Below are 12,323 nucleotides of genomic sequence, written 5' to 3' on the forward strand. Positions count from 1 at the left end.
GAGGGGGTGGGGGGGGGGTTTTTGGTTTTTGGGGGGGGGGGGGGGGGGGGGGGGGGGGGGGGGGTGTTGGGGGGGGGGGGGGGGGGGGGGGGGCGGCCCCCCCCCCCCCCCCCCCCCGCCCCCGGGCTCAGCGCACCGGCGTCTCGCTCCGCTCCACCCGCTGGGTGCCCGACCGCGTCCGGTAGGAGCGCACCAGCTTGCTGGTGGCCGCCGGGTCCCGCTTGTCGGAGACCGCGAAGTAGTCCATCTGCGTCCGCTCCGCGTCGATGTCGACGACTCCGTAGCCGTGCGCGTCCATGTCTAGCCACTGCACATGGCGGTTGGCGGCGCGGATCGCGGTCGCCGCGGGCAGCGAGAGCGTCCCCGGGGCGACGTGCAGGATGTCGTCGAGGTTGTCCGAGGTGACGGAGGTGACCACGAACTCCGTCGCCACCGGCGCGGTCGCCGGGTACGTCGCCGCCTTCATCGGGACGTCGTTGGCCCACGCCATGTGGATGTCGCCGGTCAGGAAGACGGTGTTGTCGATCCCGCGGTCGCTGAGGTGGCTCAGCAGTTCGCGGCGGTCGTCGGTGTAGCCGTCCCACTGGTCGGTGTTGACGGCGAGGCCCTCCTTGGGCAGGCCGAGGAGTTCGGCGAGCGGCTCCAGCAGATGCGCGGGCACGGAGCCGAACGCCACCTGGGAGATCATCACCGAGGTGCCGACCAGCCGCCATGCGGTGTCCGAGCGCTCCAGACCCGCCTTGAGCCAGTCCAGCTGGGCCCGCCCGGTGATCGTGCGGCCCGGGTCGTCGACCGCGCCGCTGCCCGGCTTCGCCTGCTCGTCGCGGAACGACCGCAGATCCAGCAGGTGCAGATCGGCGAGGGTGCCGAAGCGCAGCCGACGGTAGGTGGTCCCGGCGGTCGACGGGCGGACCGGCATCCACTCGAAGTACGCCTGCTTCGCCGCCGCCATCCGCGGCGCCCAGGGGCCCTCGGAGTCCGGCTGGTGGTTGACCGCCCCGCCCTGCCAGGCGTTGTCGGCGAACTCGTGGTCGTCCCACATCGCGATCACCGGGTGCGCGGCGTGCATCGCCGCGGCGTCCGGGTCGGTCTTGTGGACGCCGTGCCGGACGCGGTAGTCGGCGAGGGTGAGGAGTTCGTGGGCGGGGGAGTGCGGCCGGACGACCTCCTTGAACTCCGGGTACTCGCCGGACTTGTACTCGTAGAGGTAGTCGCCGAGGTGCAGCACCGCGTCCAGGTCGGTGCGGGCCGCGAGGTGGCGGTAGGCCGAGAAGTAGCCGGCCTCCCAGTTGGCGCAGGAGACCACGCCGAAGCGGACGTTGCCGGCGGCCGCGTCATGGGCCGGGGCGGTCCGGGTGCGGCCGACCGGGGAAGTCCGGCCGCCCGCGGTGAAGCGGTAGAAGTACGAGGTGGCCGGGCGCAGTCCGCGGACGTCGGCCTTGACGGTGTGGTCGGTGGCCGCGGCGGTCCGTACCGTGCCGCTCGCCACGACCTGCGTGAAGCCGCGGTCGGTGGCCACCTCCCACGCCACGTCGGTGGCCGCGCCGCGGCCCGAGCCGGGGACCGCGTCCGGGTCGGGCGTGACCCGGGTCCACAGCAGGACGCCGTCGGGCAGCGGGTCACCGGAGGCGACACCGTGCCGGAACTCCGGCGGGTCCGCCGCCGCGCTCCTGCCGGGTGAGGCGGACGGGGCCCGGGACGCGGCGGAGGCGGGGGCGGCCGCGGCGAGCGGCAGCAGGGCGGCGGTGGCGGCCGCGGCCGTCACGGCGGTACGGCGCGAGAGCTGGTCATGATCGGTCACGGCCGCTCACCCTACTGACCGGTACCGGCGGCGGGGAGACTCCGTACGCGCCGGAATCGGAAATTCTTTCGCCCGCCGCCTGCCGGACACCTGTCGCGCCTGGTCAGCGCGCGCTCGGGTCCTTCTCCCCCTTGGCGATACCGGGCGCGCCGCCCTCCGCGGCGCCCGGGTCCTTCTCGCCCTTCGCGATGCCGGGGGAGCCGCCGTCCTTGCCGCTCGGGTCCTTCTCACCCTTGGCGACGCCGGGTCCGGCCTCCGCCGGGCCGAACTCCTTGTCGATCATCTTCTTGAAGTTGGCGTCCGCGAGCTGGTTGTACTGCTCCCGCGTCATCCGCTGCTGCGGCACCGGCGGCAGCACCAGCTTCTTGTCGCCGTGCAGGAACGTCGGGGTGCCCTTGACGCCCTTGCGGCCGAACTGCGCGGTCATGTCCATCGCCCAGCGGTCGTAGGTGCCCTTCTTGACCGCCTGCTCGAAGCCCTTGTCGTGCGCCAGCTCCGGCACCTCGGACGCGATCTTGAGGAGGACGGAGTCCTTGGCGAACGCGTCGTCCTGCTCCTCGGGGTGGTTCTTCAGCGAGTAGAGCGCCGACTTGTACTTGAGGAACGCCTCCGGGCTGACGTTCAGGGCCGCGCCGAGTGCGCTGAGCGCGTTCTTGGAGCCCTCGCCGCCCTGGGCGCCGTCGAGGAAGGTGTAGATCGTGAAGCGGACCTTGTAGCGCCCGTCCTCGATGTCCTTGATCAGGGAGGCGCCGGAGGACTGCTCGAACGACGCGCACATCGGGCAGCGCAGATCCTCGAAGATCTCCAGGGTCTGCTGGGCGCTCTTGTCGCCGATCAGGATCTCGGTGCCGTTCTTGCCCTGCGTGTGCGCCGGGGCGACCGGCTCGGCCTCCTTGGCGGCCTCCCACCCGGTCGGCGCGGTCGCCTTCACCACGGCGTACCCGGCGCCGCCCGCGACGACCAGGATCCCCGCCACGACGGCGCCGACCGTCAGCTGGCGGCGTATCCGGTCCTTCTTCTTCTGCCGCTCCCGCTCGGCGCGGATCCGCTCACGGGCGGCCGACGGGGTCTTCTGGCTGGTGCCGTTGCTCATCTCTGTCCCGATCCCTCGGTGCTGCGGCTGGCAGTTACGTCGACGGCGTACGCACCGGACGGCGGTGGGCCGCGGTGCGGCAGACAGCGGATCAGACGGAGGGTGGGGGGCATGCCGGGAGTCTGCCATGTGCACGGCAGACTCCCGGGTCAAGATTTGGCATCGGGCGACGGGCGCGGGCCCGCCGTCCGGCCCGTTACTTCAGGCCCGCGTCGACGAGGCGGTTGAAGTCCTGCGGGGTGGTCGGGGCGACCTTGTTCGGGCCGCTGTCCAGGCCGATCACCTTGTCGTCGAGCTTGATCGTCGGGGTGTTGTTGACATGGTGCGAGTTGAACTCGACGGACATCTCCAGCGCCCAGCGGTCGTAGGTGCCCGCCTTCACGGACTTCTCGAAGTCCTTGTTGCCCTTCAGCGCGGGCACCGTGTCGGCGACCTTGATCAGGTAGGCGTCGTCGGCGAACTTGTCCGGACCCATCTCGTCCGGGTGGAACTCCTTGGAGTACAGGGCTTCCTTGTACTTGAGGAACGCCTCCGGGCCGACGTTCAGCGCCGAGCCCAGCGCGCTCAGCGCGTTCTTGGAGCCGGTGCCCTTGAGGTTGGTGTCCAGGAAGGTCGCCAGGTGGAACCGGGCCTTGTACTTGCCGTCCGCGATGTCCTTCTGGACGGTCTCGCCGACGTTCTGCTCGAAGCCCGCGCAGCCGGGGCAGCGCGGGTCCTCGAACAGGTCCAGGGTGTGCTTGGCGTCCGCCTTGCCGATGACGACGGTGGTGCCCTTGTCGCCGGCGGTGTGCGCGGGCTTGACCAGCTTGGCCTTGGCCGCCTTCGCCCACGCCTTGTCGTTGCCGGCCATGTCGCTGACGGTGGCGGTGTCGCCGGAGCCGCCGTCGCCGCCGCCCGACTTGGCGACCATGACGCCGATGCCGCCGGCGATCGCCAGCACCGCGACGATCGCGCCGCCGACGGTCAGCTGCCGCCGCAGCTTGTCCTTCTTCGCCTGCCGCTCACGCTCGGCACGCAGCCGCTCGCGTGCCGCCTGCTTGTTGGCCTGGGTGTTCCGGTTGCTCATGAGATGTCTCCGGGGAAATCCGTGGGAAGGGTGCGATGCGTCGGGCGCGTACGCCCCGGGGAGGGCGGTACGCGTGCTGCGGCTGCGGCTCCGGGGGAGGAGCTCAGGCAGCGAGCACGCAGGGCGGTCCACGGCGGACGACGGAGTGCACCAGCAGCGGTGGCCGGGGCGCGGGTGGGCCGTCGGCGGCGCGGCAGGCGGCCGGGCGCTCCGGGGCGGGCACCCGTACGGTCAGCGCGACGGCGGCCAGCAGCGGCCGGAACGCGAAGTGGGCGACCGCGCCGAGCAGCTGCGCCAGGGCCGCCTCGCCGCGGCGCAGCCAGGCGGCGGCCACCAGCCCGACCAGCAGATGCGCGGCGAGCAGCAGCCAGCCGGCCCCGGCGGGGAAGGCGGGCAGCGGCCCGGCGCCGTGGCCGGAGAACTGGGCCAGCGGGGTGCCGACGTCACCGCCGCCGCAGAGCAGATCGATGCCCAGGGTGTGCAGCGGACCGGTCACCGGGCCGCCGGAGCGGCCGTAGCAGGCGTGCTGGCCGTAGCTGAAGACCGCGTCGGCGGCCAGCTCCAGCGGCAGCAGCAGTGCGGCGATCCGCCCGAAGCTGCGCTCCCCTCCGGCCAGTGCGTAGGCGAGGGCGAAGACCCCGGCCGAGACGGCGGCGACGGTGGTCAGCGGCAGCGGCATCCGGGTCAGCAGCACATGGGACGCCGCGGACAGCGCCACGCACAGCGCTGTGAAAAGCGCCGCACGCACCGCCCGCAGGTGTGCCGCCGAGATGTCCATTGCCAGCGAGTGTGCCATGAACCCGTGCGGGTGTTCCCCGAGGGTGCGGGGACGGCGCCGCCCCCCGCGGCCGGGGCCGCGGGAGGGTGGCGGAGGGGTGCGCTCCGGGTCCCGGCGGAGCCTCGTTGTCGGCGTCGGGTCGTAGACTTCGAAGCTGCCCACACCATCCGCGGTGCGGCGCCCCGGGCGCCGTCCGTCCCCTCGCCGTGCCCTCGTCCGTCGCCCGTCTCCGGAGGTCTCCCGCCGTGGCCAAGCCGCCCTTCACGCACCTGCACGTCCACACCCAGTACTCACTGCTGGACGGTGCCGCGCGGCTCAAGGACATGTTCGCCGCGTGCAACGAGATGGGCATGACGCACATCGCCATGTCCGACCACGGCAACCTCCACGGCGCGTACGACTTCTTCCACTCCGCCCAGAAGGCCGGGGTCACCCCGATCATCGGCATCGAGGCGTATGTCGCCCCGGCCTCCCGCAAGCACAAGCGCAAGATCCAGTGGGGCCAGCCGCACCAGAAGCGCGACGACGTCTCCGGTTCCGGTGGTTACACCCACAAGACCATCTGGGCGGCGAACAAGACCGGCCTGCACAACCTCTTCCGCCTCTCCTCGGACGCCTACGCCGAGGGCTGGCTGCAGAAGTGGCCGCGGATGGACAAGGAGACCATCGCCCAGTGGTCCGAGGGCCTGATCGCCTCCACCGGCTGCCCCTCCGGCGAGCTCCAGACCCGCCTGCGGCTCGGCCAGTACGAGGAGGCGAAGAAGGCCGCCGGTGAGTACCAGGACATCTTCGGCAAGGACCGGTACTTCCTGGAGCTGATGGACCACGGCATCGACATCGAGCGCCGGGTCCGCGAGGACCTCCTCAGGATCGGTAAAGAGGTCGGCATCCCGCCGCTGGTCACCAACGACTCGCACTACACCTACGCGCACGAGGCCACCGCCCACGACGCGCTGCTGTGCATCCAGACCGGCAAGAACCTCTCCGACCCCGACCGCTTCCGTTTCGACGGCACCGGCTACTACCTCAAGTCCACCGACGAGATGTACGCCATCGACTCCTCGGACGCCTGGCAGGAGGGGTGCCGCAACACCCTCCTGGTCGCGCAGCAGATCGACACCGAGGGCATGTTCGAGAAGCGCGACCTGATGCCGAAGTTCGACATCCCCGAGGGGTACACCGAGGTCACCTGGTTCCAGGAGGAGGTCCGGCGCGGCATGGCCCGCCGCTTCCCCGGAGGCGTCCCCGACGACCGCCAGAAGCAGGCGGAGTACGAGATGGACATCATCATCCAGATGGGGTTCCCGGGGTACTTCCTCGTCGTCGCCGACTTCATCATGTGGGCGAAGAACAACGGCATCGCGGTGGGCCCGGGCCGAGGTTCCGCGGCCGGTTCGATCGTCGCGTACGCCATGGGCATCACCGACCTCGACCCGATCGAGCACGGTCTGATCTTCGAGCGGTTCCTCAACCCCGAGCGCGTCTCCATGCCCGACGTCGACATCGACTTCGACGAGCGCAGGCGCGTCGAGGTGATCCGGTACGTCACCGAGAAGTACGGCGCCGACAAGGTCGCCATGATCGGCACCTACGGCAAGATCAAGGCGAAGAACGCCATCAAGGACTCCGCCCGCGTCCTCGGCTACCCGTACGCGATGGGCGACCGCCTCACCAAGGCGATGCCCGCCGACGTCCTCGGCAAGGGCATCGACCTCGACGGCATCACCAACCCCAAGCACCCCCGCTACAGCGAGGCGGGCGAGATCCGGGGGATGTACGAGAACGAGCCGGACGTCAAGAAGGTCATCGACACCGCCAAGGGCGTCGAGGGCCTGGTCCGGCAGATGGGCGTGCACGCGGCCGGCGTGATCATGTCCAGCGAGCCGATCGTCGACCACGCCCCGCTCTGGACGCGGCACACCGACGGCGTGACCATCACGCAGTGGGACTACCCCCAGTGCGAGTCGCTCGGCCTGCTGAAGATGGACTTCCTGGGCCTGCGCAACCTCACCATCATGGACGACGCCCGCAAGATGGTGGAGGCCAACAAGGGCATCAAGCTGGACCTCCTGGAGATCCCGCTGGACGACCCCAAGACCTACGAACTCCTCTGCCGTGGTGACACGCTCGGCGTCTTCCAGTTCGACGGTGGTCCGATGCGGTCGCTGCTGCGCCAGATGCAGCCCGACAACTTCGAGGACATTTCCGCCGTCTCGGCCCTGTACCGCCCGGGCCCGATGGGCATGAACTCCCACACCAACTACGCCGAGCGCAAGAACGGCCGCCAGGAGATCACCCCGATCCACCCGGAGCTGGAGGAGCCGCTCAAGGAGGTCCTGGGTCTGACCTACGGCCTCATCGTCTACCAGGAGCAGGTCCAGAAGGCCGCCCAGATCGTCGCCGGGTACTCGCTCGGTGAGGCCGACATCCTCCGCCGCGTCATGGGCAAGAAGAAGCCCGAGGAGCTGGAGAAGAACTTCGTCCTCTTCCAGGCGGGCGCGAAGAAGAACGGCTTCAGCGACCAGGCGATCCAGGCACTGTGGGACGTCCTGGTCCCGTTCGCCGGCTACGCCTTCAACAAGGCGCACTCCTCCGCGTACGGCCTGGTCACCTACTGGACCGCCTATCTGAAGGCCAACTACCCGGCCGAGTACATGTCCGCGCTGCTCACCTCCGTGCGCGACGACAAGGACAAGTCGGCGGTCTATCTGAACGAGTGCCGCCGCATGGGCATCAAGGTGCTCCCGCCGAACGTCAACGAATCGCTGGCCAACTTCGCCGCCCAGGGCGACGACGTGATCCTCTTCGGCCTCACCGCGGTCCGTAACGTCGGTCAGAACGTCGTCGATTCGATCATCCGCTGCCGCAAGGCCAAGGGGAAATACCTCTCGTTCCCCGACTACCTCGACAAGGTCGACGCGGTCGTCTGCAACAAGCGCACCACCGAATCGCTGATCAAGGCGGGCGCTTTCGACGAGATGGGGCACACCCGCAAGGGCCTCACCGCGCAGTACGAGCCGATGATCGACAACGTCGTCCAGGTCAAGCGCAAGGAGGCCGAGGGGCAGTTCGACCTCTTCGGCGGCATGGGCGACGACAGCGCCGACGACGGCCCCGGTTTCGGTCTCGACGTCGAGTTCTCCGACGTCGAGTGGGACAAGACGTACCTCCTCGCCCAGGAGCGGGAGATGCTGGGCCTGTACGTCTCCGACCATCCGCTGTTCGGCCTCGAACACGTCCTGTCGGACAAGGCGGACGCCGCGATCTCCCAGCTGACCGGCGGCGACTACTCCGACGGCTCGATCGTCACCATCGGCGGCATCATCTCGGGCCTCCAGCGGAAGATGACCAAGCAGGGCAACGCCTGGGCCATCGCCACCGTCGAAGACCTCGCGGGCTCGCTGGACTGCATGTTCTTCCCCGCCACCTACCAGCTGGTCTCCACCCAGCTGGTCGAGGACGCGGTGGTCTTCGTCAAGGGACGCCTCGACAAGCGGGAGGACGTGCCGCGGCTGGTCGCCATGGAGATGATGGTCCCCGACCTCTCGGAGGCGGGCGCCAACGCCCCGGTGACGATCACCATCCCGACGCTGAAGGTCACCCCGCCGCTGGTCGAGAAGCTCGGCGAGGTGCTGACCAGCCACCGCGGCTCCACCGAGGTGCGGATCAAGCTCCAGGGCACCCGCAAGACCACGGTCCTCCGCCTCGACCGGCACCGCGTCACGCCCGACCCGTCGCTCTTCGGCGACCTGAAGGTGCTCCTCGGCCCGTCCTGCCTGGCCGGCTGAGCCCACCGAACCCCTGAGGGGCGCGCCCGGCTGCGGGCGCGCCCCTCAACTTCTGTGCGGCGGGCATCCGTTACGGCGCCGCCGGCCGCGGACGGGTCAGTTGTGCCCGAAGCGCCGCTGATGCTTGCGCGCGACGTCCGCCGGGCTGCCCTGCGCCGCCGGCTGCCGCTGCTGGATCGCCTCGATCGTCGACTTCTGCGCGTCCTCGCGGCCCTGTGTGGCCGGGCCGCCCCGCTGCTGCTGCTTACTTCGGTCCTTCTTGTGCTTGGCCATGACCGTGCCTCCTGAAGGGGATCCTGTGATCGGGCCGTGACCAGACTTACACGCGGGACGAAAGCGTGCATGTCCGGCAATTACCATGAGTGAGAAGGGGATCCGCCCACCACGTCCGCGCCCTCCGCCCGCGCTTACGCGCCATCCGCCACGCCGAAGATCGAGTTCCGGCAGTTAACCCCCGTACGGTCGGGCAGACTCGATGGAAAGCCGAAGGAAACTCGCACCGGGGGGCGATCGGACTTCAGCACCTCCAGGGAAGAGGGTGGATCGTGGATCGCTGCGTCGTCCTGGTGGACGCCGGTTACTTGCTCGGCGCCGCCGCCAGCCTGCTTGCCGGAGAACCCGCCCGGTCCCGGATCACCGTGGACCACGCGGCCCTCATCCAGGGCCTGCGCCGCCGCGCCGAGGCCGACACCGAACGGCCGCTGCTGCGGATCTACTGGTTCGACGGCGCCCCCGACCGCGTCCCGCAGCCCGAACACCGGCGGCTGCGCGTCATGCCCCGCGTCACCGTCCGCCTCGGCGCCCTGACCCGCAGCGACGGCCGCTGGGCGCAGAAGGGCGTGGACGCCGCCATGCACGCCGAGCTGACCGAACTCGCCCGCAACCGCGCCTGCTCCGACATCGTGCTGGTCACCGGCGACGGCGATCTGCTGCCCGGGCTGATGTCCGCCAAGGAACACGGCGTCGCCGTCCACCTCTGGGCCGTCCAGGCCGCCGACGGCGACTACAACCAGTCCGAGGACCTGGTCGCCGAGGCCGACGAGCGCCGCGTCCTGGACCGCGCCTGGATCACCCGCGCGGTCCGCGCCAAGGAGCTGGGCGGCCCCTGCCCCCCGCCGCCGGTGCCCCGCCCGGAGATCGCCGCGATCCTCTCCGCACCGCTGCCCGAGTCCGCGGTGGCCGCCGCTGCCGCCGCCGGGTCCGACCCCGACACCACCGACCGGCCGCGCGCCGCCGACGGCCCGGCGGCGCCCGCCTCCGCCCGGTCCGAAGGCCGCGAGTCCGCGCCCGCCGACACCAACGGCTCGGGCGCCGCCAAGGTCGTCCCCACCCCCAAGGACCTCGCCGGTCTCGGCCGCGCCCACGGCACCACCGCGTCCGCCACTCCGCAGCCGCCCGCCGCGTCCGCCACCCTGCGCTGGTCGTCCGACCGCGGCTGGGTCGAGCGCGGCGGCCCCGCGGGCGAGCCCTCCGAGACCGCCTCGCTGCCCACCCTCGCCCAGCTCACCAGCGCCGAACAGCGCTGGGCCGACCGCGAGGAGGACATCACCGCCGTCAGCGGCGACCCGTTCGAGGTCGGCCAGGTCTTCGCCCGCCGCTGGACCGACCGCCTCTCCGACACCGTCCACCTCCAGCAGCTCTCCACCGAGTACCCGCGCATCCCGCACCGCATCGACGGCGAACTGCTGCGCTACGCCGCCCGCTTCGGCCTCCTCGCCCACAAGGACGACCAGATCGACGAGCACGACCGGTACGCGATCCGGGCCGGGTTCTGGCGCGAGGTGGACCTGCGCACCGCCGCCGGACACCCCGCCACCGCCGACTGACACCGCCCGCCCGCCGCCCCGCGGGCCGGACGCGGCCCGCGGGCGCGTACCCTCATAGCTCGTGAGCACGGGCACGAAACAGGCGGAGCACGGCGGAACGGTCTGCGCCGTGCGGGACCTGACCAAGACGTACCCCGCGGTGCGCGGGCGCCGTGGCGCGGCGGGCACCCCCGCACTGCGCGCCAACGACGGCATCACCCTCGACGTCCACCGCGGCGAGATCTTCGGGCTGCTCGGCCCCAACGGCGCCGGGAAGTCCACCCTGGTCCGCCAGCTCACCGGCCTGCTGCGCCCCGACTCCGGCTCCGTCCACGTCCTCGGCCACGACGTGGCCCGCCACCCCGAGCGCGCCGCCCGCCTCCTCGGCTACCTCGGCCAGGAGTCGACCGCCCTCGACGAGATGACCGTCGCGCTGGCCGTGGAGACCACCGGCCGGCTGCGCGGCCTTAGCCCCGGCGAGGCCCGCGCCGAGCGCGACGCCATCCTCGCCGAACTCGCCCTCGACTCCCTCGCCGACCGTCCGCTGAAGAAGCTCTCCGGCGGTCAGCGCCGCCTCGCCTGCTTCGCCACCGTCCTCACCGGCGAGCGCCCGCTCCTCGTCCTGGACGAGCCGACCACCGGCATGGACCCGGTCGCTCGCCGCGCCGTCTGGGCCGCCGTCGACCGCCGCCGCGGCGAACGCGGCGCCACCGTGCTGCTGGTGACCCACAACGTCCTGGAGGCCGAGACCGTCCTGGACCGCGTCGCTGTGATCGACCGCGGCAAGGTCATCGCCTGCGACACGCCCGGCGGGCTGAAGGAGCGGGTCAGCGACGAGGTCCGCCTCGATCTGGTCTGGCGCGACCGGCCGCCGCTCGACGTCCCCGAGGTCGCGGCGCTGGAGCCCGCCGCCCAGGTCTCCGGCCGCCGCTGGACGCTCCGGCTCCCCGCCGACCGGGCCCGCGCGGCCGTCGCCGACGTCACCTCCGGCGCGGCCTTCGCGGCGCTGGACGATTTCACCCTCGCCACCCCGAGCCTGGAGGATGTCTACCTCGCGCTCGGCGGCCGTGCCGAGGGACTGGTCAAGGCGTGAAGGGCCGCGCCGCACCGAAAGGCAGAGTGAACGCGTGAGTGGGGTTTCGGCGCAGGCCGTGGCCGGGGCGGCAGCGACGGACGGGCGGGCCCGGTCCGGTACCGCCCCGGAAGCGCCCGACCCGGAGGCGTGGCCGGCTCCGCTGGCACCGCGCGCCCGGCTGCTGCCCGCGCTCGGCGCCGTCTACCGCGCCCAGCTCTCCCGCGCCCGGGTCGCCCGTATCCCGCTGCTCTTCGTCGCCACCTTCCAGTCCGTCGGGATCATGGTCCTGATGCGCGGGGTGGCCGACGGGCCCGCCGAGGCGCGCGCCGTGGTCGCCGGGTCCAGCGTCCTGGTCGTCGCGTTCGTCGCCCTCAACCTCCTCGCCCAGTACTTCGGGCAGCTGCGGGCCGGCGGCGGGCTCGACCACTACGCGACGCTGCCGGTGCCGCCCGCCGCCGTGGTGCTCGGCGCGGCCGCCGCCTACGCGTCGTTCACCGTCCCCGGCACGGTCGTCACGGCGGTCATCGGCTGTCTGCTGTTCCAGCTGCCGATGGCGCATCTGTGGGTGCTCGCCGCCGTGCTGCCGCTGGCCGGTGCGGCGCTCGCCGGGCTCGGTGCGTTCCTCGGGCTGCTCGCGCCGCGCCAGGAGCTGGCGACGCTCTGCGGGCAGCTCGGCATGTCGGCGGCGCTGCTGCTCGGCGTGCTGCCGGCCGAGCGGCTGCCCGCGCTCCTGGACCTCGCCCGCGATCTGCTGCCGTCGACGTACGGCGTGGAGGCGCTGATCCGCACCTTCGACGCGGACCCGGACTGGCTCGCGGTCGCCGCCGACCTGGGCGTCTGCGCCGCGGTGGGGCTGCTCGCGCTGACCGCCGCGACCTGGGCGTTCCGCCGCGCGGCGACCCGCTGACCGGCGGGCC

The 12,323-nt window shown here is 71.8% G+C and carries 9 protein-coding genes; 4 read left to right on the forward strand and 5 right to left on the reverse strand.

Features of this window, described 5'->3' with window-relative positions; translation table 11 throughout:
• Positions 1-127: 127 nt before the first annotated feature.
• The 4 genes from ACZ4U4_RS19990 to ACZ4U4_RS20005 all read right to left on the reverse strand — a co-directional run bounded on the left by ACZ4U4_RS19990 (position 128) and on the right by ACZ4U4_RS20005 (position 4,738).
• Positions 128-1,801: an alkaline phosphatase D family protein gene (locus ACZ4U4_RS19990; protein WP_467875906.1), complete on the reverse strand. Its 1,674-nt coding sequence runs from the start codon at positions 1,799-1,801 to the stop codon at positions 128-130.
• Between the two features lie 103 nt (positions 1,802-1,904).
• Positions 1,905-2,894, reverse strand: a complete 990-nt coding sequence (locus ACZ4U4_RS19995; protein ID WP_467875909.1) for a thioredoxin domain-containing protein — start codon at positions 2,892-2,894, stop codon at positions 1,905-1,907.
• A 196-nt stretch (positions 2,895-3,090) separates the two neighbouring features.
• Positions 3,091-3,960, reverse strand: coding sequence for a thioredoxin domain-containing protein (locus ACZ4U4_RS20000; protein WP_467875912.1), 870 nt, complete (start codon positions 3,958-3,960; stop codon positions 3,091-3,093).
• Between the two features lie 103 nt (positions 3,961-4,063).
• Entirely contained in the window at positions 4,064-4,738 is a 675-nt protein-coding gene (locus ACZ4U4_RS20005) for a hypothetical protein (protein WP_467875914.1), read from the reverse strand.
• 245 nt (positions 4,739-4,983) lie between these two features.
• On the opposite strand from ACZ4U4_RS20005, the gene dnaE reads away from it, so the two are divergent.
• The gene (gene dnaE, locus ACZ4U4_RS20010) at positions 4,984-8,526 is read left to right on the forward strand and encodes a DNA polymerase III subunit alpha (RefSeq protein WP_467875917.1); all 3,543 of its coding nucleotides are present in this window, start codon (positions 4,984-4,986) and stop codon (positions 8,524-8,526) included.
• A gap of 96 nt (positions 8,527-8,622) precedes the next feature.
• Here the strand turns inward: dnaE and ACZ4U4_RS20015 are convergent, their stop codons facing one another.
• Positions 8,623-8,799 (reverse strand): hypothetical protein, encoded by a 177-nt coding sequence (locus ACZ4U4_RS20015; protein ID WP_467875920.1) that lies wholly within the window; start codon positions 8,797-8,799, stop codon positions 8,623-8,625.
• Between the two features lie 272 nt (positions 8,800-9,071).
• Here ACZ4U4_RS20015 and ACZ4U4_RS20020 point away from each other — a divergent pair, with 272 nt between their 5' ends.
• The 3 genes from ACZ4U4_RS20020 to ACZ4U4_RS20030 all read left to right on the forward strand — a co-directional run bounded on the left by ACZ4U4_RS20020 (position 9,072) and on the right by ACZ4U4_RS20030 (position 12,313).
• Positions 9,072-10,352 (forward strand): NYN domain-containing protein, encoded by a 1,281-nt coding sequence (locus ACZ4U4_RS20020; protein WP_467875922.1) that lies wholly within the window; start codon positions 9,072-9,074, stop codon positions 10,350-10,352.
• A 61-nt stretch (positions 10,353-10,413) separates the two neighbouring features.
• On the forward strand, positions 10,414-11,424 hold the full coding sequence (locus ACZ4U4_RS20025; protein WP_467875925.1) for an ABC transporter ATP-binding protein: 1,011 nt from the start codon (positions 10,414-10,416) through the stop codon (positions 11,422-11,424).
• Positions 11,425-11,458: 34 nt separating this feature from the next.
• A complete protein-coding gene (locus ACZ4U4_RS20030) occupies positions 11,459-12,313 on the forward strand; it encodes an ABC transporter permease (protein WP_467875927.1) in 855 nt (284 codons plus the stop codon).
• Positions 12,314-12,323 lie beyond the last annotated feature (10 nt).

The organism is Streptomyces sp. NPDC029159, assembly GCF_055564055.1.

What these genes read in the sequence shown, in the direction of transcription:
- ACZ4U4_RS19995 (WP_467875909.1), bottom strand. Translation starts at nt 2,894, where the DNA reads ATGAGCAACGGCACCAGCCAGAAGACCCCGTCGGCCGCCCGTGAGCGG.
- ACZ4U4_RS20000 (WP_467875912.1), bottom strand. Translation starts at nt 3,960, where the DNA reads ATGAGCAACCGGAACACCCAGGCCAACAAGCAGGCGGCACGCGAGCGG.
- ACZ4U4_RS20005 (WP_467875914.1), bottom strand. Translation starts at nt 4,738, where the DNA reads ATGGACATCTCGGCGGCACACCTGCGGGCGGTGCGTGCGGCGCTTTTC.
- ACZ4U4_RS20015 (WP_467875920.1), bottom strand. Translation starts at nt 8,799, where the DNA reads ATGGCCAAGCACAAGAAGGACCGAAGTAAGCAGCAGCAGCGGGGCGGC.